This is a genomic window from Cylindrospermum sp. FACHB-282 (genome assembly GCF_014697195.1).
In the GTDB taxonomy this organism is placed as follows: domain Bacteria; phylum Cyanobacteriota; class Cyanobacteriia; order Cyanobacteriales; family Nostocaceae; genus Cylindrospermum.
Genome location: NZ_JACJRJ010000011.1, coordinates 1 through 23,937 on the forward strand (window position 1 = coordinate 1; position 23,937 = coordinate 23,937).

At 40.4% G+C, this 23,937-nt stretch carries 19 protein-coding genes and 1 other RNA gene; 1 reads left to right on the forward strand and 19 read right to left on the reverse strand.

Annotated elements, in window-relative coordinates; genetic code table 11:
* Positions 1 to 156: 156 nt before the first annotated feature.
* The 4 genes from H6G32_RS07770 to H6G32_RS07785 form a co-directional block, all read right to left on the reverse strand.
* Positions 157 to 1,398, reverse strand: a complete 1,242-nt coding sequence (locus tag H6G32_RS07770; protein ID WP_190457041.1) for a M16 family metallopeptidase — start codon at positions 1,396 to 1,398, stop codon at positions 157 to 159.
* A 235-nt stretch (positions 1,399 to 1,633) separates the two neighbouring features.
* Positions 1,634 to 1,816: non-coding RNA, 6S RNA (gene ssrS, locus H6G32_RS07775), on the reverse strand.
* A 60-nt stretch (positions 1,817 to 1,876) separates the two neighbouring features.
* Entirely contained in the window at positions 1,877 to 3,037 is a 1,161-nt protein-coding gene (locus tag H6G32_RS07780) for a 5-(carboxyamino)imidazole ribonucleotide synthase (protein WP_190456794.1), read from the reverse strand.
* Entirely contained in the window at positions 3,034 to 3,522 is a 489-nt protein-coding gene (locus tag H6G32_RS07785; RefSeq protein ID WP_190456797.1) for a pentapeptide repeat-containing protein, read from the reverse strand. Before H6G32_RS07785 ends, H6G32_RS07780 begins: the two co-directional genes overlap by 4 nt.
* 651 nt (positions 3,523 to 4,173) lie before the next feature.
* Between H6G32_RS07785 and H6G32_RS07790 the strand changes: the two genes are divergently transcribed.
* The gene (locus H6G32_RS07790) at positions 4,174 to 4,497 is read left to right on the forward strand and encodes a hypothetical protein (RefSeq protein ID WP_190456799.1); all 324 of its coding nucleotides are present in this window, start codon (positions 4,174 to 4,176) and stop codon (positions 4,495 to 4,497) included.
* Between the two features lie 69 nt (positions 4,498 to 4,566).
* On the opposite strand, the gene H6G32_RS07795 is transcribed toward H6G32_RS07790, so the two are convergent.
* From H6G32_RS07795 to H6G32_RS27255, 15 genes are all read right to left on the reverse strand, one after another.
* Positions 4,567 to 6,315 (reverse strand): carbamoyltransferase family protein, encoded by a 1,749-nt coding sequence (locus H6G32_RS07795; RefSeq protein ID WP_190456801.1) that lies wholly within the window; start codon positions 6,313 to 6,315, stop codon positions 4,567 to 4,569.
* 27 nt (positions 6,316 to 6,342) lie between these two features.
* A complete protein-coding gene (locus H6G32_RS07800; RefSeq protein ID WP_190456803.1) occupies positions 6,343 to 7,224 on the reverse strand; it encodes an FkbM family methyltransferase in 882 nt (293 codons plus the stop codon).
* Positions 7,225 to 7,256: 32 nt separating this feature from the next.
* Positions 7,257 to 8,042: a glycosyltransferase family 2 protein gene (locus tag H6G32_RS07805; RefSeq protein WP_190456805.1), complete on the reverse strand. Its 786-nt coding sequence runs from the start codon at positions 8,040 to 8,042 to the stop codon at positions 7,257 to 7,259.
* 193 nt (positions 8,043 to 8,235) lie between these two features.
* Positions 8,236 to 9,345 (reverse strand): acyltransferase family protein, encoded by a 1,110-nt coding sequence (locus tag H6G32_RS07810; protein ID WP_190456807.1) that lies wholly within the window; start codon positions 9,343 to 9,345, stop codon positions 8,236 to 8,238.
* A gap of 190 nt (positions 9,346 to 9,535) precedes the next feature.
* Positions 9,536 to 10,711, reverse strand: a complete 1,176-nt coding sequence (locus tag H6G32_RS07815) for a glycosyltransferase (RefSeq protein WP_190456809.1) — start codon at positions 10,709 to 10,711, stop codon at positions 9,536 to 9,538.
* A 342-nt stretch (positions 10,712 to 11,053) separates the two neighbouring features.
* A complete protein-coding gene (gene asnB / locus H6G32_RS07820) occupies positions 11,054 to 12,868 on the reverse strand; it encodes an asparagine synthase (glutamine-hydrolyzing) (RefSeq protein WP_190456811.1) in 1,815 nt (604 codons plus the stop codon).
* Positions 12,869 to 13,104: 236 nt separating this feature from the next.
* Positions 13,105 to 14,253: a glycosyltransferase gene (locus tag H6G32_RS07825; RefSeq protein ID WP_190456813.1), complete on the reverse strand. Its 1,149-nt coding sequence runs from the start codon at positions 14,251 to 14,253 to the stop codon at positions 13,105 to 13,107.
* 47 nt (positions 14,254 to 14,300) lie between these two features.
* Positions 14,301 to 15,692, reverse strand: coding sequence for a hypothetical protein (locus H6G32_RS07830; protein ID WP_190457043.1), 1,392 nt, complete (start codon positions 15,690 to 15,692; stop codon positions 14,301 to 14,303).
* A 2-nt stretch (positions 15,693 to 15,694) separates the two neighbouring features.
* On the reverse strand, positions 15,695 to 16,882 hold the full coding sequence (locus H6G32_RS07835; protein WP_190456815.1) for a glycosyltransferase family 4 protein: 1,188 nt from the start codon (positions 16,880 to 16,882) through the stop codon (positions 15,695 to 15,697).
* Positions 16,879 to 17,907, reverse strand: coding sequence for a CgeB family protein (locus H6G32_RS07840; RefSeq protein WP_190456816.1), 1,029 nt, complete (start codon positions 17,905 to 17,907; stop codon positions 16,879 to 16,881). Before H6G32_RS07840 ends, H6G32_RS07835 begins: the two co-directional genes overlap by 4 nt.
* Positions 17,904 to 19,106, reverse strand: a complete 1,203-nt coding sequence (locus H6G32_RS07845; RefSeq protein WP_190456818.1) for a glycosyltransferase family 4 protein — start codon at positions 19,104 to 19,106, stop codon at positions 17,904 to 17,906. The genes H6G32_RS07840 and H6G32_RS07845 overlap by 4 nt, the downstream gene beginning before the upstream one ends.
* Before the next feature lie 322 nt (positions 19,107 to 19,428).
* Entirely contained in the window at positions 19,429 to 20,367 is a 939-nt protein-coding gene (locus H6G32_RS07850; RefSeq protein ID WP_190456820.1) for a glycosyltransferase family 2 protein, read from the reverse strand.
* A 105-nt stretch (positions 20,368 to 20,472) separates the two neighbouring features.
* Positions 20,473 to 21,294, reverse strand: a complete 822-nt coding sequence (locus H6G32_RS07855) for an FkbM family methyltransferase (RefSeq protein WP_190456822.1) — start codon at positions 21,292 to 21,294, stop codon at positions 20,473 to 20,475.
* Positions 21,295 to 21,428: 134 nt separating this feature from the next.
* Positions 21,429 to 22,640: a glycosyltransferase family protein gene (locus H6G32_RS07860; protein WP_309232572.1), complete on the reverse strand. Its 1,212-nt coding sequence runs from the start codon at positions 22,638 to 22,640 to the stop codon at positions 21,429 to 21,431.
* Entirely contained in the window at positions 22,588 to 23,937 is a 1,350-nt protein-coding gene (locus H6G32_RS27255) for a glycosyltransferase family 4 protein (protein ID WP_190456824.1), read from the reverse strand. Before H6G32_RS27255 ends, H6G32_RS07860 begins: the two co-directional genes overlap by 53 nt.

The window sequence follows — 23,937 nt, forward strand, 5'->3', positions numbered from 1 at the left end:
TAAAAGCTAATAGTAATTTAATCAAAGGCAAGGGAAAAGAAAATAAGAGGTAGTCAAAGTTTTTCTATATATGTCTAGCTTTGTCTAGTTTATTGGTTACTAGTAAATAGCTCCCAATCTAAAGTCTAAAATAGTCACGGTCATTACACTAGTCAATCAACAGGGTTTAAGTATAGTAACAGCGTAATTTTGCGGTGAAAGATACTTTTTAGCTAATTTTTGCAGTTCTTGGGCATCAAAGGACAAAATTTGCTGGGGATAGGTAACGGCTAACTCCACTTGGGAGATCGTATTGTAGTAACCATAAAGCCCAGTGAGTTGATTTGGTGTTTCCGTAGAAAAGGCATACTCATTACACAGCAATCTGCGGATGCGAGCAAGTTCTGGCTCGGTAATCTCTGTATTTTGCAATTTATCCAAATGAGCGCAAATCAAGAACTCAACACGCTCCAAATATTCAGGCTCCAACCAAGCAGTGATTGTAAATAAACTTGATTCTTGTTGCAGGGAAACATTACTACAAATTCCCTGTACCAGTTGTTTTTCTTCCCGCAAATCGCTGACTAAGCGGGAAGTCCGTCCTTCTGCTAGTAACACCGATAGTAATTCTAAACCATAGGATGTGCGGAGTTCCTCTGCTCCTGGTGCTGTCCATGCTATCAGTAACCGCCCTTGCTCTAGCCGGGGTAAAATCAACTCATGGCGGCGAATTCCTGTAATGATTGGCTCTTGCACCTCAACGCACTGGGGACAATCAGCGCGAGGGGCAAAATCTGCAAATGTGCGATTTACCAGTTCCCAAGCCGGCTGTTGAGCAATTCCCCCCACAATCACCACCGTCATGTTTTCCGGTTGGTAGTGGGCGCGGTGAAAGCAGCGCATAGCTTCTGGTGACTGCTGCATGAGTTCTTGCTCAGTACCCAGCACAGAACGTCCGTAAGGGTGGTTTCGATAGATGCTCTTGAGGAGAGATTGGAATCCTAGCCAGTCGGGATTATCATAGCAAGAGCGGATTTCTTCTAGCACCACATCTCGCTCGCGGATAAATTCATCTTCAGGAATTGCCGCATTCAGCAACATTTCCCCTAGTTGGGGTAGAGTATCTGCTAAGTAAGGGGCTGCTGTCGTCAGGGAATAATGGGCGTAATCATAGCTTGTAGCGGCATTACTCATACCACCACTATTTTCAATAGTATGATCGAATACTCCAGGGGCTAAGGTTGCCGTACCTTTAAAAATCATGTGTTCTAAAAAGTGGGCCATACCAAACCAGGGTTCTGGCTCCATGGTGGCTCCAGCACGTACCCAAATATCCGCCACAACTACAGGGGTAGTGGGAATCTCTTGATGAATAAAAGTTAAACCGCTGTCTAGTTGGAAAACCGAGGCTGGAAACACGGTATTAATTATTTGTTGTGTCAATTTTTTGTAGCTTTAAGCACAATTTAACCCAGCTTTGCTGTCTTAACGCTGAAGGCTAGTTAAATTAAGAGTTAATTTATACAGATTATATACTTTATCTTGCCGCACCTTTCGGCGATATTTTGGTGAACTGGCGCCAAGGATATTGAATTTGCAATCTTTAATAATTAAAGCTCTCAAGTTTGACTTAACTTCGAGAGCTTAAAATTTTGAGTTCACCGCGACGCCGTCTTGCCGAAGTTTATGACCTGGTTAAACCAGGTGGGAACTGATCTTTCTCGTTTAAAGTTTCCGGGTACATGCCCGGTATACTGCCACGAAAACTGTTAATTCCCTTTTCTTTAAAGACATAGATCAAAAAACTTGTTGGCAGTCACCAACGTCGTAGTGCAACTAACTCATTATAGCTTTCAAAAATGGGTTGTGTGTTGAATAGGGAAAATTTCTGGAAAATTTAAGCTGGATACCAGATAGATTCTATAGTTTGGGCGATGGAGATGGCATTCTCTGTTTTCCGGTTTTGCTGCTCTAGCAAGACGGTGACGTGTCCCAACTTACGCCCAGGGCGAGATTCTGCCTTCTCGTACCAGTGGACATGAGCGTGGGGAATCTCGGCTAGTTGTTGGCGTTGGTGTTGGTAGTCGCTGTGGGAATTTTCGTACCCTAGGAGGTTTACCATCACCGCAGCCGGACAATGCAAAGCAGGAGAGGTTAAGGGTAAACCACAAACGGCTCTCAGCTGTTGCTCAAATTGAGAAGTTTCACAAGCATCAAGGGAAAAATGCCCAGAATTGTGAGTCCGGGGGGCAATTTCATTTACCAGCACCTTACCATCGGCGGTGAGAAATAGCTCAATGCCAAAAACTCCCACTACTTGCAGGCTATTTAATAGAGTATGGGCGATCGCCTCAATTACCGCTATTTGATCGGGTGTAATATTCGCTGGTGCAATCACCCGCCGACATACCTGTTGTTCTTGTAGGGTTTCCACAACTGGGTAAGTGACAATTTCCCCATTTACAGAACGGGCAGCAATTATTGCCAATTCCCTTTCAAAGGGGATAAATTCTTCTAATAAAAAAAGTGATTGATTCACACTTGAGTTTGTGTTGCCCGAATTCAGCTTTTGCTGTAATTTAGCTAAATCATCAATTATGAAAGTACCCTGACCATCATAACCGTGGCGTCGGGATTTTAACACAACTGGAAAACCCAGATATTCTATTTGATATTTGATGTCTTCCTGCTGTTCAAGGGCGAAAAAATTGGGTACAGGCAATCCCAAATCCCGTAAATAGCAGCGTTGGTGATATTTATCTAGCAGCGGTGCTAAAGCTGTCAATCCGGGACGGAAGCAAACGCCTTGAGCTTCTAGAACTGATAAAGTATTGAGATTAACAAACTCATTTTCAAAAGTGATGACATCGCATTTTGCGGCTAAAATTTTAGTGGCATCGGCGTCATCAACTGCGGCGAAAACCGTTTCCTGAGCAATGGACACAGCTGGATCATCTTTACTAGGAGTCTGTACTATTAATTCCACTCCCAGCTTTTTTGCTGCATCCCCCATCATCCAGGCAAGTTGCCCGCCGCCAATTATACCAACAAGTTTCATCGACATCCCAAAGAATCACGAGTTTCCACACCAGTTTTAGAATTTACACCACTGGCTTTTTCACATAGCTCCCTAATCTGCGCCCGATCCAAAATTGCATCGGTGAAATCTGCATTTTTGATGTTCACATCGGTAAAGATAGCGCGGAGTAAAAGGGCTTCTGTCAAAACGGCATCACTTAAATCTGCCCTAGTCAAGTTTACCTGATCAACCATCGCATTAGTTAAATCTGCCCCGTGGAGGTTCGCTCTTGTCATGACTGAAGCACTAAAAACGGCTCCCCGCAAGTCAGCGCCTGCAAAGTTGGCTAGTTCCAGATTAGCGTTAGAAAACTCAGCAGCTTGCAAAGTTTGACCAGAAAAGTCGTGTCTTCCCAACTCTGCATTGCTAAATGACAGTGGATGAGTCCAGTCTGCTAGTGCGGGAGCAGCCACGCACCAGACGATAATTCCTAAAAGTAATGCCAACCCTTGCCGCCAAGACATATTCTGTAGCCGATTTGGTGTTTAATGCTTTTAAGCTTAACCCATTGTATCTAGTTGCCAGTGCCATCACTTGCTTAACATTTTGTAAGAAACAACTTGGCTTGTTGTCAAAGAGGGGCTAATTAAAATCTTTAGAAAAATATAATAAATTTTCTTCTTAAAAAATGATATCACAGATCCGCTGATGTTTTAGATTAAAAAGCATGGTTAGATTTTACACAATATAAAGGAGGCTATAAACCTGATGAAATCGGCTTTACTTAAATGATGTCGGTTGATTTTTTGCTAAGAAAATGTTTAATATTGGGTAAACAAACGCTGCTCAATTCTGTTTACATTTCTTGACTTGAAAATTTGATTCTGAAGTTATATGTATTCAGAAATCCAGCATTTAGCAATCACTCAATAACTTATTTACAATTATTAATATAGCTATTTTTAGGTAAAGTTTATTGTCGTTTCCAGCAAACAGCTACTCTCAACTGTTAGTCTGTTAATTAAGGTAAGCAGTGTTTGAGCGTGGGTAATTTATCTGGATGTCTCAACTGCTTAACGAAGCTTAATAATTGTCGATTTAGTTTGAATGTTATAGCCGTCAGTTAATTATATTAACCAACTACACAAATTCAACAACCGCAATTAGTACGAACGATGATGAATCATTACTCTCTCAAGTGGATCGAAGACTGGTGTCAAGAAAATGGCTGGACAGAGTTATTTGTCGAGCGGCGTAACAACTACTGGGCTTTCCCTCCTGGAGGAGTAATGCCTGAACCAATTCCGGTTCATGTTCTGAGATTGATTAAAGCGGAAAACGGATTAACTATTGAAGAAAGATTGTGGTCGATGTCGGCTGTAGCTATCACAGTACTATCTGTCGTTTCTACATTTTTGCTCAAGTGTCCCATGCCCTTAGTTTTGGCTTTCGCCGTTAATGCGGTGACGGTGGCTCAACTTGAACTAGAGGATGCCTAAATTTATTAGTTGGGAAATTTTTCTTTAAAACTGCTCTTGTCTACAGCTTCAGAAAGAGCAGTTTTTAATTTAAATCATAGATTTTGATTTGATATTCTTGCGTTCTACATAATAAGAACCCAAAGCTAGGGCATCCATCTGCGTTCTTAAGAAGCACTGGATGGCTTCTGTCGGAGTGCGGACAATGGGTTCATTTTCATTGAGGGATGTATTTAAAATCAGGGGAATGCCAGTGCGTTGAGCAAAGGTATTAATCAAGTCCCAATAGCGGGGATTAGTTTGGCGACTAACACTTTGTAAGCGCCCAGTGCCATCAACATGGGTGACAGCAGGAATTAGCTCTCTTTTTTCGCGCCGAATTTTAAAGACTTTTTCCATAAATTGCGCCGGTGCGTCAATTTCAAAATATTCACCTACTTTTTCTTCGAGAATACTGGGGGCGAAGGGGCGGAACTTTTCCCGGAATTTGATTTTGAGGTTGATTATATCCCGCATATCAGCACGACGCGGATCAGCAATGAGGGATCTATTGCCTAATGCCCTGGCACCAAATTCCATCCTCCCTTGAAACCAGCCGACGACTTTACCCTCACAAAGGGCATCAACAACCTGGTGTAGTAGTGCTTCTTCTTCTAGGTGTTTAGGTTGCAGATCGTGAGACTGCAATGCTAACAAGCATTCTTCATCAGAAAACTCTGAACCCCAATAGGCATGATTTAAAACAAACTGACGTGGTTGCTTGAGTAATTGATTCCAAACAAAGAAGGCTGCACCGATTGATGTGCCATTATCAGCAGCCCCGACTGGGGTGTAGACTTGCTTAAAGGGAGTATTTTGAGTAATTTTGCCATTGGCTACGGAATTCATCGCCACACCGCCGGCTAAACAAAGATTTTCACTTTTGTAGCGATCGCTTAATTGGTTGAGTATATGAAAAATAATCTCTTCTGTCACCGCTTGCACAGAAGCTGCAATGTTCTGATGCTTCTGGGTAACTTCCGCTTTTGAATGTCGCGCCGGGCCCAATAATTTTTCTAGTTCTGGGCTGTGGAATGGTTCAACCCTGGGGGCGCCATTTTCCCACTTCATAGCAATTCCTTGCTCATGGTGAGTGAAATAATCCAGATTCAACTCAAAGCTATCTCCTTGAGGATAAATAACTCGCCGGAAGGCTTCTAAATATTCTGGTTCTCCGTAAGGAGCCAATCCCATGACTTTATATTCATCTCCATAAGCGGGAAAGCCTAGGTAGAGGGTGATGGCGTTGTAAAGATAACCAATGGAGTGAGGATAGTGGGTGCGAGAGAAATACTGTAGATGGTTCCCTTCCCCGGCTGCTGAAAGTGTACTCACGAAGTCTCCCATACCGTCAACAGATAAGATGGCAGCTTTTTCAAAGGGAGAAACGAAGAAGGCACTAGCTAGGTGAGTTGTGTGGTGTTCCAGTGTATGGATAGTAGCGTGAATCTCGGAGGGTGAACTATGGCAAGCCTCTGCTAACTGTTGCTGGAGGCTGGCAGATTTACTTTGTTTGTTAAACCGATCCAGAAGTGACGATAGAGAAGGACGTTGTTTGAGGGTAAAAAGAAGTTTGCGATTAAGGTTGGCTTTGGGGTTGAAAGATAGTGCCACATGATCTAGTTCTGCTCCACTAATACCACCAACTTTCAGGCAATAGCGGATGGATTCTGCGGGAAATCCAGCCCAATGTTTAACTCTATTAAAGCGTTCTTCTTCAACTGCGGCAATCAGTTGACCGTTTTGGACGAGGCAAGCTGAAGCATCACCGTGATAAGCGTTAATTCCGAGAATATTCATCTGATTAATTTTGATAAATTTATATTGCTATTTATTCAGCCGCTGGCCAACGAAATCTAGAGCAGAATTAGCGATCGCTAAAACATTATTTCCTTGTTGTTGATCAAGTGTGATTGCATGAATTTGGTTGGTTTCAGGATTATACCTGTACAAGCCGTAGCCATATTCTTGGAGAAAATTTACAATGTCCTGCTTCTGGTAACCAAAATTATTTACAGCATCATTAATCTCCATAATCCAAACATGAGGACGCTGTTGTTTTAGCAGAGAAATTGCCCCTTTCATTGCTAAGAGTTCTGCTCCTTCAATATCTATTTTGACTAAGGTTAATTCAGGGATAATTTCAACTGGTAGGAGATGATCAAGTGTATCTGTAGGAACTGTGATTGTTTTGTTAGTTACACTTGAGGTAATAAATGGCATGGAATTTCCTTCAGCCAGATTCAGGGCAGTATTTCCGGTAAAATCAGAAATGGCGATCGCATAAGGTTTAACTTGCCGAAATTGGTTGAGTGTGAGATTTTCTTTCAACCGTGTGAAATTTTTGGGGAGTGCCTCAAAGCTGTAAATTGAACCAGATTTAATTTTAGAGGCAGCTAGCAGGGTATAGATACCCACGTTAGCCCCAATATCCACAAATGAGTCTCCTGTGCGTAAGTATCGCAGCAAAAAACTCATGTCGTCATAGTCATATAGCCCACAATAAAGTGCGGTAGCCGCAGAGTAACCATCTGGATGACAGCGAATTTTTACCCCTGGAATAATTTGAATATCAATATATCGCCGGGTTAGGCGTTTATAAAGTTGCCAACCAATAAATTTGAAAATTGACTGGATTTTTTGCTGTTTACAGTTAGGATGTGACCAGATATATTTAATAGTATCTATGGCAAATAGGTTGGAAGTCATGGGTAATTCTTCTATTGGTTCATAACTTAATTTCACACATCTGACTTTGGCAATTTTTCGTATTCAAATAGTCTAATTGCCAGCAGAATTTCTGCTAGAACACGCTGAAATGCATAGTACCAACCTTGCCAACCGTCAAGAATACCGCCTTTGATGATCAGGCAGTAGACTAAGATGATTAAGGGAGCCAAAATTTTTTGTTTGCGGATGCGATCGCTTAAGCTAAGTTCACTCACTGGTGTTTCGAGGATCTTTTTAGCTTCAATCACCATGTAACGATCTTGTGCCCACAGCCAGCGGCTTAAAGGTTTGCGATCGTCATGATGAATATAGGCATCGAGCATTCTCGACTCACCCTCAACACAAACCCGATGGGCGTGTCCATCATCTTTATAAATCGCTTTATCTCTTTTGTACAGTACCTTCCGAGGTGGAAGTAGAGTTCCCCGCAGAGGACTACCAAAGATACAGTACTTGAATCTGACGCTGTAACTTTCTACATCTGGCACTGCTGACAGTGCAAGAATTTCGTTAATTAAATCATCAGTGACAACATAATCAGCATCAAGGGAAAGTACCCATTCAGATGTAATTTTTTCCAATCCATAGTTACATTGAGTAGCAAAGGAACCAAAATGTCTTTGAAAAACTTGTACTTGAGGATATGAGTAAATAATCTCTAAAGTTTCATCTGTGCTGAAACTGTCAATGACAACTATTGTTTTTGCCCAGTGGAGACTTTGGAGGGTGCGATGAATATTTGCAGCTTCATTGTAGGTGAGAATCAGTGGTGTAATTTTTTCTTGTATGGATGTCATATTTTTGCTGTGAGATTAGCTCTAATAGTTGAGGAAGCATATAAAGGTGATGTTCAAAATAACTACCATTTATGTAGGAATATTCGTATTGGTTGGCAGGAGTTTGCATAGTGAATTTGACTAGTTTTTAAATTTTGAGTAAAAGGCTTTTTTCTGAGGATATCTATGTAGGGATGGTGTATTTTAGAGGTATCTATCGTTTCCTTGAAAATAACCGAGACTCACAATATGTTAGAATATAACTAAACAATACAATACTTGACAAGTAAATGAGCGTAGTTACCCAATAATTTTGGATACCAATAGCTTTCATGGCACTAAATGCTGGACGAATGGGAGGGCTATGAAGTAGATAAAAGCTATAAGAAATACTACCTAAAAAAGCCAATATCTGATAAATGTAAGAAATATAGCTAGACATCAAAGCTATGATTGTTAAGCCAGTAAAGGCAGCAATTGCTAAAATTAAATCAAAGGCAATAGTCTTAATTTGTAATACTGGTGTCCAGTAAAGAAATATTCCTCCTACTGTGGATACCAAAAAAGTTATCCAAATAAGTGGATTTTTGAGAGTTATATTTTGGATATTCAAACCTTTATCTATCGACGTATTATAGGCGATTGTCATGCCCAAACAAAATTCTGCCAAGCGATTAGGAGCTAGCCCTAACATTAATACATAATTGTCTACTGAACCAGCAGTGATTAGCCTTGAAATTGCACAGATAAAAAAAGTAATTAATAAAAACTTTTTAATATTTATTTTTATCATTAACAAAAATAACACTGGAAATAGGAAATAAAACTGCAAAATTAAACCAACGAACCAAAAAGCATCGGGCCCATACCAAAAATACTTGGGAAAAAATACTCGCAAACCCGTTATGCTTAATAAAAAACCTATGTCTAAAGGCATATCTGAATATTTACCAACAAGCGCTCCGGTGATAAAAAATAGAATATGAGCAACTATATATAAAGGATATATTCTCAGAAAACGTCGAAGAAAAAACTTTTTCCAGGGAAAGTCACTCCAGGCTATTGCAGAATCTATACGCTCTTTTTTCATGCCTAATGTCAAACCAATTCCACTCAATAGCAGAAAGATATTAACGCCTGAATAACCCAAACTTGCTAAAGTTCTAATGCTAAAAATATTTTGATTTATAGGTAGTATTAGTTGGTCTACATGATACCAAGCAATCCAAATAATTGCCAATGCTCTAATGACCTCAAAAAGCTGAGAGCGGGAGCTATTGAAAAACTGGTTTTTGTCTTCTGATACTGGTAGTCTAAAATTCATTGTGATAAATTTTAATTAGCTGTTTCATTAGTAAATATGTAGGCACAAGTAATTAGATGATAGTGTACTCTGTGTTATGGCTTCTGTAAGGAACTCATAACTTGGTCAACCCCTTCCCTACGGGACGCCAAAGGCGAACGGGGAATTAAAAATTAAAAATTAAAAATTAAAAATTAAAAATTAAAGACAATTAGTTGCTATTAATAATTTTTCCGTAAAGTACAACCATTTCCTGAGCTACACGATCCCATGTATAATTTTCCATAACTACTTGACGGGCGCGATCGCTCATTTCCTTAGTCTCTTGGGGATGGCTGAGATATTGTTCTATAGCAGAGGCGATCGCTAAGACATCCAGTTCTGCAATGTAACCCAATTGGTGTTGTTGTACAACAGAAGCTAAAGCCACACCAGGGCTAACAAGAACGGGAACACCTACAGCCAAAGCCTCTAAGACTGCGAGTCCGAAGTTTTCTGCGTGGGATGTGAGAGCAAATAAATCTGATCCTTGCAGGAAAAGGTTTTTGGTCTCCCCGGCCACAAATCCAGCAAAATGAGTGCGTGAGCGAATGCCGGTTGAAATCAAAAGCGATTCAATTTCCGCTTCGTATTCTTGTGAACCACTACCTGCTAAAACGAAGGTAAAGCGGTGATGAGTGAGTTTACCTAAAGCGGGAATGAGATACTCTAAACCTTTCTTGGGATGAAGACGAGACAAAAACAAAATCACAGGTTCATCTGCTGGGACGTTAAGGTGTTGTCGAAGTAGATAGCGGACATGGGGAATGGGAGGAGGAATAGAGAGTCCGTGGGGTAAAACAAAGCTAGGGGCACTCAGAGCTAAACGGTAAACTTCTTGCTGTTCTTGTTGAGAGGTAAGGTGAAGCGCCCGACTATGGTTGAGGTTAGTCCGTTCGATCAAATGGAGATAAATCTGTTTTTTACCAGCGCTTTGTTGAAGTGACCATTCGCTGAGTTGTCCTAGGGGGCGGACAATATAGGGAATATTCTGAAAACGTGCGATCGCCATTGCAGCCGTAGAAGCATAGGAAAAAATAGCGTGGACGTGTAGTAAGTCGTAATTAGAGACATTTTGCCATAACCATCTCGTTAGCTGACTAGAAAAAGCAAATTCTCTGATGGAGTTAACTTTAGGAGAAAAGCGAGGAAAAAACTGAACTGGTACTTGTTTGTAATCTATAAGTTTGCCAAGAGGTAAATCAAGTAAATCATTACCATTATCATTAGTGGTAGCAATTTCCGCATCAACACCTTGATTTCGCAGTGCTTTAACTGTTTCCAGTACTGCTTGACTGGGCCCACCTCGCACTGATGCTACTGAAGGAATGATATGTAGGATTTTCATAATTACCCGAAAATTTGACCTTAGATGCAATTACATTAATTATGTAAAGCATGAGATAGTTTAATATAAATAATGTGATTAAATTCTATTTGATTTGTGAACATAAAGGGACTCAGATACCCGACTTCTTAGAGAAGTCGGGTATCTTTGTGTTCAACCATGATTTAGGACTGCTATATAATACAAATATGCGATATTTTCGGTTATAATCCATCCTTTGGAGATAGAATAAAAACTATCTATAATCTGTAACAGCTTGTTTGATTAATCGGATATATCTAGCTAGATTGAAATTCATAGCTAACCCTTTTTAAATTACTGTTATTGACTGATTAAGCTATTTTACCCAGTTATTTGCTGTAACCAATGGTCAAGAATTGCCAGACTCCAACGGCGATACCATAGTTTTAGGTCTATATCTTTGCTCAGTTCATGGGATGGAAAATAATCACTCCACTCTTGATCAATCCACTGCTGAAAAGGAAAAAAGAATCCTCGCTTTGGGCGATCAAGCAACCAACTTGGTAACTCAGAAACGGCTTGGATTAATAACTGTTTACTTGGCGCCAGGCGCATTGCACTGGGAATAGAGGCGATCGCTTCGAGTAAAACACGATCAACTAAAGGTACTCGCAACTCTAAACCATTAGCCATACTCATAACATCGCTGTCTCGCAACAACTGGTTACGCATATAACAAGTCAATTCTAACACACTGACTTCATCTTCTAAAGTAGGCAGATTTGTGGTTAGGTTTATATCCTGCAAAATACCTCCTTCCCCAATTGGGGGTTGAGTCCAGGAATCTTTGCAGTAATGCTGAGTAATCTTCGCGGCTTCTCTTTGGGAGAAAATACCCCTAAAACTGCGGTAAGCTCCTACAGTTGTGGGCTTTTGCTGTAAAAAATCTCCTAACCGCTTCAGCCGTGGCGATTTTCCCCAAGAAGCTAAACTCCTACCAAGGCTGGTGCTGATTGGTTTAATCTTCTGTAATTGCTGACCCCAACGGAGCATTTTTGGTATTTGTTGAAATGTTTTATAACCACCAAATATTTCATCTCCTCCTAATCCAGATAATACTACTTTAGTCCCATCTTTATGGGCAACTTGGGAGACACAAAAAGTATTGAAACCGTCAATACTAGGTTGATCAATACTAGCTAAAAATTGAGGTAATAATTCTCGCCCTAAAGATGCTGTAACTTGATATTCTGTATGATGTGTATCAAATTCTTTAGCAATTCTTTGAGCAAGTGCCCCTTCATTCCACTCATTTTCTTCAAAGGCAATTGAATAAGTACGTAAATCACCTTTTTGAGTTTGGCGTGCTAAAGCAACAACTGAGCTAGAGTCAATACCACCACTGAGAAATATCCCTACTGGCACATCACTAATAAAGTGATTTTTAATAGAATCAATAAGAGCATTACGAACTTTTACCTTTGCCTCTGTTAGAGAAATTGTTTCATTCGTAAAATTAATTTTCCAATACTGCTGCTGGGTTAGTTTATCTGCCTGCCAATGTAACCAATGGCCAGCTTCTAAACAGCGAATTCCTTCAATTAAGGTATCAGGTTCTGGTACTGTCCCACTGAGCAGATAACCATATAAACCCTGTGGATTTAAGGCAATAGTAGGCAGCTTAGAAGCTAGAATTGCTCTAATCTCTGAAGCGAATACTAAAGTTGAGCCAGATTGCCAATAGTATAGTGGTTTAATGCCTAAAGGATCGCGGGCAATAAAGCAGGTTTGTTTTTGGTTATCCCAAATAGCAAAGGCAAACATACCACGCAAATTATTTACACATTCTGCTCCTTGACGCTGGTAAAGTTTTAGAATAACTTCAGTATCTGTATGTGAATAAAACTGCTCTCCTTGGGATTCTAAGGAATTTCGTAATTCTTGAAAATTGTAAATTTCCCCATTAAAAGTAATCCAGTAGCGTCCGTCAGGTGTAGACATCGGTTGATGTCCTGCTGTACTGAGGTCAATAATAGAAAGCCGAGTATGAGCAAAAGCAACTTGTTTATTTGGGGAGATATAAATTCCTTGGTCATCAGGCCCACGATGCTGTAGGGCGGTTTGCATCCTCAAAATCAAGGGTTCCAAGTTGTTTTTTATTTCCCTTGTAGTTAAAACTCCGGCAATGCCACACATAAATTTAAGTAATTATAATTTTTCGTATTATCTGAAAGGATGGCTTGGTAAACTTCAATCAACCTTGTGGCTATTCTGTCCCAAGGATATTGTTGAACAGCAGAGGCGCCAGTCATTAATTGTGGTAATTGCGGTATCTACTTCCCTTTGTCCACAGGTTGATATTCATCAGTCCTACAAAGAACAGTTGGATATGGTAAGTTTCTCACCCCAGCAAACTTTTTTGGTAATTGACATTAGCTAGACTGAAAATAATTTTCTAGATAACCACTAAGAGTGTGTTGAAAGCGGTCAAAACCAAATTGATCAATTACCTTGCTTCTCAATTGTTCTGGTTGATAGAGTAAGGGATTGGGATAAATTCCCTGTACTATTTGAATCAAAGTTTGGGCAATCGCCTCTGTATCATCCGGATCAACAAGTGCGCCTAATTCTCCCTGACAGAGGGCATCTAACGCCCCATCTTTGTTACCTCCAAGGGTAGGTTTACCACAGGCAAGTGCTTCTAGATAGACAATTCCAAACCCTTCACCTTTGCTAGGCATCGCAAAGACGTCACAAAGATTGTAATGGTCACCTAGTTCTTTATCACCAATGTAGCCAGTTAAAGTTACACAATCTTGGAGTTGAAATTGAGAAATTAACTGTTCAACTCGGAGTCTGTCATCTCCCTCACCTACCAAAACATAATGAATATCGGGGATAGCTTGACGAATTTGGGGTAAAGCAGTCAGAATTTTGTCGTAGCCTTTGTACTGCTCTCTCGTGGAAAGGCGAGCTACAGTGAGGATAACAGGCTGTTTAGGGTTTAAGCCATATCGTTTTAGAAGGATAGTCGGCTTGGGTGCAATCCTAAAATTATCGGCATCAAAGGTATTGGGTAGAACTACAACTTTGTCAGGATCAAGGTCTTGTTCTTGGAGGAGGCGATCGCGAGTATAGTGACTAACAGCTAGAATTCGGTCAGCGTGCTTGAGAGCTATTTGTAAAGTCGATTTCTGAATATTCCAAGCTTCAATTCCGTGAGCTACAACCCAGTAGGGGATGCCGATTAGCTGTTTCAATAGGTAAGCAGTAACACTAAAGTTGAGATGAGTCGAGAGGATCAGGTTTGGACGCTGCCAAAAACTAAGACTAATTATTTGGGTTGCGAAAGCTGGAGTGCGTAGGAATAAGGGCCAGTTGCCAGTCGGATGAAAGCACAGATTAGGTGATTTTGTTGGGACAACAGTATCGTGCTTAATCAGAATGTCGTAGGTAAAATTGGGGTAGAGAGTTTGGAATGCGTTTAAACAGAAGCTGGAGTAACGTTGAATTCCTCCAGTATTGTTAAATAAGTCGGGTAGCCAGAAGTGGCAGTGGTATCTAGACTGAGGTTGGTGCATGACTCCAGCTTGTTCTCTATATATTTCTCGTCAAGTTGAGCTTGCTTTTAGTCATAGTAGGTATATGGCTCAGGTGAACTCCTCTGTTCTCCACTAGCCTTACTTAGGTAAAATTGATTAATAATATAAACTAATACTACTGATGCGGATGTAGTAGCTACAACTTCTGCCAAGGCACCTCCTGGCTGAATCATGCCTAGTCCAGGTAAAAACCAGGATGTAAAGCCTACCCAATTACCACAGATTAATTTTTTCCCAGCTACGATATCGATGATACGTATCACCGTGCCCAAGATGACAAATCCTAAAACTACGCCCCATGAACCAAAGTTAATATAAAACTCTAAAACCGAACCAACCCCTACACTGGTTCCATCAGCAAACTTCAGGCCTGTATATGTACTCACCAAATCCCCACTACCTCCTACTACTGGCTTATCTGGCCAAAGGAGACGAGGAACTACTGATATTGCTGCCTGCCAAAGGGTTTCGCCACCAGCATAATTCACCTGACCAGTAGACATATAATTGACAGCTTGGCCCACCAGTACATTCTGATTCAGCCGAATATCAATTAATTCTAGATGTTCTTGCTTGAACAGATTAATGAACTCAAAACTACTAGCTGTTTGCCACAACTGTTCAACCCGTGAAGAGGCACTTTCTCCACCCCAAACTTTCGCCCGAATTTGATTGCGATCGCGGAAATAGGTAACAAAGACGGATAAACCAAACACTAGAGCCAGTAATGCGATGATTATGACTTTCCATCGCGGGCGATAAAAAATGAACACGAAAATCAGCACAACCAGAGCTGCTGCTGCACCAAAACCTATAAAGCCTAAAATCAACACGGTAAATAAGGGCAGACAGCAGGTAACCGCTAGCCAAAGTTGAAGGGCTTGCTTATCACCCATGTACCAAGCTTTCCAGCAAGCCAAACATAACCCCACAATGAACAGTGAGATGCCTGAAGTTGATAGGGCAGAGAAGCTAGGGATTCTAGCCAGAATAGGGTATAAGACAAAAGTGAAGAATAGCCCTAGTTCAATATAGGCTTTGGCAAGTTTTAAGTTCGGTTGGCGAGGAATCTCATATAACCAGCTAGGTTGAAGCACTTTTAGCACCCAAGGCGCCAGGATAGTGCTGCCCAATCCAAATCCTATGACACCATAAACAGTTTGGTTAAAACCAAGATACGTATTAGTCAAAGAGAAACCAGAATTTAGTATATAAGCAGAATCGGGTTTATACCAGGGGAAAGAATAGATCAGCCCTCCAACAAAGTGGAGCATGGATAGATTGAGCAAATAAATCAGTGGCAAACCCACACTTGGTAATTTTTTATTCCAAAGACTGCCGCTTACTAAAATTACAACTACAACCCAAATGAATATCCAAAAACTTAACCACTGCTGCTGTTGCTCTGCTGTAAGCATATTCACCCAAGCTTTTTCTTCAATAAATCTGTATGAATACTAACAAACTCAGCCGCCACCTCTGTCCAATCCCTTGGTTGAAAGTCCTGATAAATTCTCCATACCATTTGTGCCAATTCTTGCCGATGTTCATCACACCAATGTAATCGTTCTACAAAGCTTTCTGGGCTACGAATTGGCAAAACCCAGCCAGTTTTTCCTTCAACAACTATGTCTGAACCTGAGCAATTTGTTGTTGTCAGAATCGGTAGACCAGTAGCTTGAGCTTGGGATAAAACTACTGCATAACCATCTTCAATAGTTGTAAAAATAAATATATCTGCCCAACTGTAAAATTTGGGCAATTCAAATTGAGGTTGCTTGGGAATAAACTCAATGTTTCCACTATTACTTTGGGCAAGGTCACTGGCTTCACTAGTAACAGTACCCACAAATTTAAATTGAAAATATCTAGCTCCTAATTCAGCTATTTTCACAAAATCGAGAGCGCCCTTTCGATATGAACAAGTACCAACCATCAACACACGTAAGGGTAGTTTAGAGACAATTCTGTGACACCGCTCTGCAATAACTTGCTGAACTGGACGAAATCTCTCTAATTGAGTACCTAAAGGTAAAACTTTGAGTTTCTCTGGAGTAATATCTTGATGGATAAAAGATTGTTGAGCAAAGGTGGAGAGTACAACAACTACATCAGCAAGCTGATATTCTCGCTCTTCCCTCGCAATCATCCAGTTACTTGGCTTATCAACCGATACACCAGCCCGTTTTTCTTCATCTAAGAGAAGTTGAAATTGGGTGCGAATATGGGCAGAACCTCTCACTAGAGATTTCACCACACACTTATCTGAGAGCGCCTGAAAAATCTCTTCCGCTACTCCGCTAAAAACATGTACACTATCATAGTGATACTTTATGAGATTCCGAGCAGCCCACTTAGAGAATTCACAATGAATAAAAGCCTCAAAATCTGGAGTACCTAAAACTTCATGAAGTTTATGAAGAACACGAGTTGAAAGACCATGTAGCAAAAATGTTTGGACAAATTTTTCGGGAATCCCAAATTTTTCAACAATGTTTTTGGGGTAATTTGTCAACAAAGTAACATCATGACCCTGGTTAATTAGCTCCCGTGCCAAATCAAACCCATGAAAGCGACCATGCACTACAATTGCAATCTTAAGGCTCATAGCTTAAACAGCATTTTTTGTGTCATAGAAAGCATCATCTCTAGCCTGTCTTTGTAGGTGTGGTTACCATGAAAAATCAATAAGTGGGCGTTCTGAGCCAGGCGTTGCCGTTCAGCTTCGTGGTTGAGCAACCACTGAACTTTATCAAGCATCTCTGAAATAGTTTTGAAGTAAACAACTGCTTTTCCCTCTTCACCAAAAATTTCTCGATGTTCCTGGGTATCTTCAGTTAGCATACAAGCTCCTACAGCCGGAACTTCAAATGTTCGCATACAGTTTCCATCCCGATTTGCCTTGCGAACTAAGCAAAGGGCAATTTTTGCTCCTGTGATGGCAAGGCGCAATGTCGCAATGTCAGCTATACCGCGACTATGAGCTTTCGTTTCCGGGTAGCGTTCCCAATATCCTCCATAGAGATTTACATTGATTCCTGATTTAATTAGAGCAGAAATATAATCAACTCGATCACGATCAGCACCACCGGCAAAAGTCACATCACAAGCATACTGAAGTTGTTCTTCTGGATTGATGGACACTTCAGGATAAAAGAACTCATGATCAAACCCAAATGGTAAATACTCAACATTGGAGCAACCAGCCTGCACAAGCTGATCAATATTGGCACGGCGAGGGGAAAAAACCATGTCGTAATGAGGCAATGCTTTAAAAAACCAAGGGGCATAGTGGGCTGGATTCCAGGGGTCATCAGTGAGGAAGTTGATTTTCTTGATGCCCATAGTTCCCATCTGAAGTAATGCTTGTTGATTAATAGGAGCAATGCCAGTAGAAATAAATAATTCAGATTTTAAATTCCTACATTCCCATACAACTCTCTGGCTCAAGCTTCGTAATTGTGACGGGTATTTTCCTCGGAGATGCCAATTAATTCGCTGTATCCATTTTGGACCTGCATAAGCTAATTTAATATCAAACAATTGAGGGTTTAAATCAAGACATTTAGCAGCCTTAAAAAAAGCGCCTCCTATATGAGTTCCATCTAACAAGCCAGCTATTAGGAGTCTCATGCTATTGTCTCTTTATATGCTCTTGCAATACCTTTGGCAGCTTTTTCTACAGAATAAGCACTTACTCTCTGGCGGCATTGTCTCTGAATGTCAGGTCTGCCGATAAGTGACGGAGTAGAGGCAGATCCCCTCGTCCCAATACATCGCTCAATTGCTTGAGCCAGACCTTGAGCAGAGCCTGTCTCAAAGATATCTCCAGTAACACCAGGAGTAACCAAGTCTGGTGCACAACCAACAGCCTGGGAAACAATCGCAGGCAATCCGTGATGTAAAGCTTCATTCACGACAAGACCCCAAGTCTCAGAATTCTGACTAGGCAATACGAGGAAATCAGCTGTGTGGTAGTAGCGACTGAGCTGAGTCTGGTTCTGAAAACCCAGAAAATGAGCCGTTACTGCTGGTGAGCTACATGCCAAATCTTTTAAAACTGTTCTCAACTCTCCATCACCAAGAAAGAGAACCACAATTTGACTACGAATTTCTGGAGGTAATTGCTTAACTGCTTGCAGCAACAAATCTGGTCTTTTCCTGGTACTCAGTTTTCCACTAAAAAGCAGCACAATCTGTGTATCTGTAATGCCTAGACTCTGACGAGTGACCTGACGGAGTTGATCTCGATCAGCTTCATTGCACTGAAAGGGACTAGCACTGATGCAATAGGGTGAAAAAATTAGTTGTTGATCTGAACAGCCTAAGCGTTGAAAATGAGCTTTAGACTGTTGACCAATGTAAAGTAATTTAGAACATCTACGGTAAGTCCAGTGTAGAAAACAATCCCGTAGCCTAGCTTTCAAGGGATTTCTCTGTTGAGCATGATCGGTTGTCTCTCCACGAAACAAAATAGGATACTTGCCTATCAACGCATGATAAAAAGCTGCTTGATAGAGGCGGTGGTTGTAGCCTGTAATTAATAATGCTTTTGGTTCGATTTTTTGTAAGACTGCTGTCAATCCTTGAGAGGTGACTGTTTCAAAAGACTGCGCTCCGCCCATTTTTACTTGAGACAAAAATTGTGATGGATATCCCGATATCAGATCAATATCCCAAGCAAATTTTGTCCCAAATTCTTTATCTTCATATCCTATAATACTGAAGTCTGAACCATAAATTACAATTATTGGAATACCAAACTGATTGCTGAGAGTTCGATATACAGGAGCACGATACTGTATTGGATGTGTATCTATAATTGCCAGCATTAGCTTTAAAATTATATTTGTTAGATAAATTCAACTACTAGGGAGTTTATTGTATTAATTTTACGGTAATTTAATTATAAATCATATTATTAAAATTTATTTAATTTTTGAATATAGACAACAACAGATAGGAGGTATGGGTGAATATTTACTATCTATAAAGTAATTGTTTCACAAATTAGCAAATGATGTTCCTTTGTATTGGAGAAATAATTGATCCACTGGAGTAGCTTAATATTAAGTTAAGGATAATTTCAACATGGACTAGATACCACATATCTTAAGTCTAAAGTAGCCAAGTTTAAAATTGTGTGTGAATGTTTTAAGTTTCAGAATTCTGAGCTTTTAAATTATTTAATTTTTGTTGAGATTTCTTGAGACTAGTTAACAACATAAACAAGACTTGACAAGCTAGGTAAAATCTTTCAGTATTTAGGGTTATTAAGGATTTTATTAATCTTCTGGAGATAAATTTCATTTGTTTCATATAAATATCAAGTAGTTCAGTCGATTTTAAATAATTAATATAGTTAGGTAGAATTTCCATAAATTCCCTAATATCCCGATGGGTCTGAAATGATTGAGAAGAAACACTTGTATTACTCTGTCTATACAAAATTAATGTTCTTGGAATGTATTCTACAGACCAGCCATTATGGAGACAACGCAATAACCACTCCCAATCACCTAACTGGGAAAATTTTGGATTAAAGACTCCACAATCCTCAAAAGCTTTAACTCTAATAGCACAGCCTGATATATGCCACCAGCAACCTTTTAGTAAGGTTCCTTTAACAGATGCATCATTACCCTCTATAACTCCAATCGGTATACTAGGATTATCTTCTCCTGGCACTATAGAACCATCAGGCATTAAATTTTCCCAACTTGAGCAAATACTACCAATATTTTCTGAACAAGTTTCTATCCTTGATACCATCATCTCTAGCCAATTTGCCTTGGCAATGTCATCAGAATGTAAAATGATAAACCAATCTACATGATCTTTAATCGCATCTATTGCCTGGTTTACATTTTCCCATTGACCTAGGTTTTTATCTCTTGGAAAAATATTTAATGGAATTGAATTCATCCATAATGTTTTGGCCAATGATACAGTGCGATCGCTTGAACAATCATCCGCAAGATACACACTAGAAATTTTATTCAGCCAGGCACCTTGGGATTGAATAGATTCCAGCGTATAATTTACAGTATTTTCATTATTAAAACTTGGAACTAGAATGGCAATTTTTATCATTGTCATTATTTTTTAATAAATTAGTAACGACATCTAGATTGCACTAACTGACTTACGAACAGAGTTTGAAATCAAGTTTTCGTAATAATTTCTAATATTTTATATCTATATACTTCCTTTGATGAAGGTTTGAATATCTTTAATTCTTTCAGGTTCAACAGCTACAAAATTTGAATAAGAAAAATATTCCCCATAACGATTATAATTCAACTCAAATAATCCAGATTCTTTTAACAAGAATACTTTGTAACCAAAAGACTCAAGCATTTTATAAGCTTCAGATAGTAAGCTACCCGCAGTTGCCCAAGGTGCATTGTACTCAAATTGAAGTACACCTATTTTATGTTGACTCAATAAGGTACTTGCACCTCTTAAAACATGAAGATCATAGCCTTCAGTATCAATTTTCAAAAAGTCAACGTACTCCCATTGCCGCTTTTGTACTTCAGCATCAATGGTAGTGACGTTAACCAATTTTTTGAGTGCGTTCTTTTGGCTAAAATTTCCTACTAAAGAAGATGTTTCACCTGCGTCTGGTTCTTCAAAAAAATACATTTTTCCAGGAGAGTCTGAAACAGCTGCTTTAACCAGATCAATACATTCTACTTGCTCAAAGCGTAGTCTCAGTTGATGCATTGCATTATCAGATGGCTCGAACAATATAGCTTTACTGTTTTTAGGCATGGAATCAAGAAATATAACCGACCAGTCTCCTATATTGGCACCCACATCAATGAAAGTAGATGATTGGGGGGCTATTAGATTAGCCAACCAGGCTTCACCATTTTTGGAATGATTGTTAGAGCTACAAAGATAATATTGGATTATACAGTTGCATTGATTTCTTAATAAAAGGGCTAATCTAACTGCTAAGGGATAACGACTTAGCGTTTTTTGTAGCTTACCTAGGAGCTTACGTACATTCATATTCAATCCAGTATTTTGGTAGGCTCTAGAACTATTGTTAGTTCTAGATGACTTTTACTGTGGCAATAACTAACTGTCTGTAGAAATTTTGGATGAATACATAAATGATATTAAAGGAAGTTTTGAGGTTTTGCTCAAGATTGGCATAACATATCGTAAATTTTCATAAACTGTTGCTCATAATTCCATTCATCCAGGATACGCTGCCTGCCGCGATCGCCCATTTCTCGCATTTCAACTGGATGCTCTAGATACCATTTTAGAGCAGCAGCTATGCTTTGTGGATCATTTGGATTACAAGCTAACCCATAATTAGGCTCCACATACATTTGTTTCCATTCAGGCAAATTAGAAACTAAAAGTGGCAGCCCACAAGCAAGGTAGTCAAAGGGTTTGTTGGAAGCACCAACCATAGATTGTTGGTTGATATCGTTGCTATTTGTAGGCATGAATGCCAGCCCAACATCACAGTCCCGACACCATTTTAAAAGTTCATATCTGGGCATAGCAGCAATAAACTCTACCTGGTTGGCGATCCCAAGTTGATCAGCAATCTCTATCAATTGTTGGGTATAGCTCTGATGCCCTACTGTGTCATAGCCAATCACACGCAATTTGACACTGGGCAACATTACCAGGGCTTTCAATACCTCTGTTGGTAGTCGCGATGGCACGATGGAGCCATGATACAAAATGTGTAAACCGTCTTTTTGAGGAGACAGAGGCTTGGTGGTAGCCTCTACTTGAGTGGGACAATTCCATACACAGAAAATGTGGCGATCAGTTCCTGTGTCCAAGGAAAACTGCTCTACCCGTTGTTGATTTGGCAGAATGCAAATTTTAGCTCTATGAGCTAACCATCTGCGAGTGGTCAAACAGAAGCGAATGAAGGAACTCTCAGACGTACTGTTGGGGGAATCATGTTCGTGATAGATGAGGCTGATATTTGGTATAAAACTCAAGAATACAGCAATGGGGCAGGATAATAAATCTGAAGCATATATCCATCGGGGTTGCCAGCGTATTGTCCAGATCAGCACCCAGAGACAAAATTGCAAGTAATGCAACTTCTGCCGCCAACCACCAGGACAAAAGGGCATCAGTTGTACATTGATGTGGGGATGGGGTGGAAAACATAAATCGGATGCACCATAAGCTCCAGTGCCCAAAAACACTACATCCCAACCATCTTGTGCCAAAATGCGGGAACTGTGTTCTAAGGGTGGGTAACCTCCAGGGTTAGTGTATTGGACGTAGATAATTTTTTGTCCTTGGAGCATTTTTATCAGAATTTTATCTAGTAAACTTAGTTTTTTGAGCGATCGCTTTATTTTGTAATGCTTCACTATAAATTGACAGCATCTGGGTTGTTACTGTCTCCATACCTTGGGGAGGCTGAATGCCAGATGCTAGCCCCATGAGTAGAGGTCTGTCCTGGGATAGTCGCTGCAAAGCCTGACTCCAGTCATCGACAGAACCAGATTCTACCAGAATGCCATTGATTTCGGACTGAACTAGCTCGGCAATGCCGCCTAGATTAGAACCTATGACAGGAACTCCAGCAGCAAATGCTTCTAAAACTACCATTGGCCCAGTCTCCAACCACTGGGATGGGACTGCCAACAGGTCATAGTCTAGCAGGGTTGTGATCACTTTTTCAGCGGGAACTGGAGGTTTAAAACAGATTCGTGGGTCATTTTTTGCTAGCCTCAGCAATTCCTGTGAGTAGGCATCACTTCCTTGGGAAATGCCATAAATGTCTAAACTAATTGGTAACTGAGGCAATGTTCGCAACGCTGCAATTAAAATATGGATTCCCTTAGTAGGGTCAAGCCGACCCAAGAAAGCTATTTTTAAGGTTGATGTATCACACCGCAGGCTATAGTCAGCTTTTTCTGTTGCTTCGTGGCAAAGTCCTTGGCGGATAATGGTAATTTTGTCAGATGGAACGTGGTTGAGTAACAGGACATCCTTGATCCAGTTGCACACTGCCACAATGTGATTAACTTCAGAGAGTAGGGAATTTAGAGTTCCATGGCGAAGACTAACTAATTCTGTCATTCGCAAGGCCGTCCAAACTCCTCCCTGTAAATTCAAGCTACCTAACCAATGTCCTATTTGGGGTGGTAAACTGCCGATCGCCTTAGCACTAGTTTGATTTAGTCCCAATCCTTGTAAGGTACACTGGCTGCACTTTTGTAAATCCACCTTACCGTCACAGATTTGAGTACCCCATTGCATTAGCGTTCCCCGTTGGCAGCTGACAGTGGGGGTATGGTAGGTAAACACCACGGGGATTTGCCGTTGTTTAGCAGCTTTGACTAACCGCAGGGAAACGCCGCTTGTGAAGGCATGGAGATGCACTAAGTCAGGTTTTTCAGCGTCAAGAATTTGGCTGAATTCTGAGGCAGCAAGGCGATCGCCTTCTCCATAGATTTCTCGGATATTTTTTACTTGATGTGATACTGCAAAGCGGCGTACTCTTAGCTGGTGATGTAGGTAGGACTGATTTTTCTCCCCTGGAGCAGCCACCAGTACCTCAACTCCCTGTTGCTGCAAGTAGCGCGATAGAGCTTCAACATAGACCTCTGTACCACCTACAGGGTCAGGATAGAAACCGAAGGGGACTTGGATAACTTTCAC

Excerpts from the sequence above, each read along its gene's own strand:
- H6G32_RS07855 (WP_190456822.1), bottom strand. The coding sequence starts at position 21,294 with ATGAATGTACGTAAGCTCCTAGGTAAGCTACAAAAAACGCTAAGTCGT.
- H6G32_RS07810 (WP_190456807.1), bottom strand. The coding sequence starts at position 9,345 with ATGAATTTTAGACTACCAGTATCAGAAGACAAAAACCAGTTTTTCAAT.
- H6G32_RS07850 (WP_190456820.1), bottom strand. The coding sequence starts at position 20,367 with ATGATAAAAATTGCCATTCTAGTTCCAAGTTTTAATAATGAAAATACT.
- H6G32_RS07790 (WP_190456799.1), top strand. The coding sequence starts at position 4,174 with ATGATGAATCATTACTCTCTCAAGTGGATCGAAGACTGGTGTCAAGAA.
- H6G32_RS07795 (WP_190456801.1), bottom strand. The coding sequence starts at position 6,315 with ATGAATATTCTCGGAATTAACGCTTATCACGGTGATGCTTCAGCTTGC.
- H6G32_RS07815 (WP_190456809.1), bottom strand. The coding sequence starts at position 10,711 with ATGAAAATCCTACATATCATTCCTTCAGTAGCATCAGTGCGAGGTGGG.
- H6G32_RS07845 (WP_190456818.1), bottom strand. The coding sequence starts at position 19,106 with ATGCTGGCAATTATAGATACACATCCAATACAGTATCGTGCTCCTGTA.
- H6G32_RS07835 (WP_190456815.1), bottom strand. The coding sequence starts at position 16,882 with ATGAGCCTTAAGATTGCAATTGTAGTGCATGGTCGCTTTCATGGGTTT.
- H6G32_RS07830 (WP_190457043.1), bottom strand. The coding sequence starts at position 15,692 with ATGCTTACAGCAGAGCAACAGCAGCAGTGGTTAAGTTTTTGGATATTC.
- H6G32_RS07825 (WP_190456813.1), bottom strand. The coding sequence starts at position 14,253 with ATGCACCAACCTCAGTCTAGATACCACTGCCACTTCTGGCTACCCGAC.
- H6G32_RS07805 (WP_190456805.1), bottom strand. The coding sequence starts at position 8,042 with ATGACATCCATACAAGAAAAAATTACACCACTGATTCTCACCTACAAT.
- H6G32_RS07785 (WP_190456797.1), bottom strand. The coding sequence starts at position 3,522 with ATGTCTTGGCGGCAAGGGTTGGCATTACTTTTAGGAATTATCGTCTGG.
- H6G32_RS07800 (WP_190456803.1), bottom strand. The coding sequence starts at position 7,224 with ATGACTTCCAACCTATTTGCCATAGATACTATTAAATATATCTGGTCA.
- H6G32_RS07840 (WP_190456816.1), bottom strand. The coding sequence starts at position 17,907 with ATGAGACTCCTAATAGCTGGCTTGTTAGATGGAACTCATATAGGAGGC.
- H6G32_RS07780 (WP_190456794.1), bottom strand. The coding sequence starts at position 3,037 with ATGAAACTTGTTGGTATAATTGGCGGCGGGCAACTTGCCTGGATGATG.
- asnB (WP_190456811.1), bottom strand. The coding sequence starts at position 12,868 with ATGTGTGGCATTGCCGGAGTTTTAACTACAAGGGAAATAAAAAACAAC.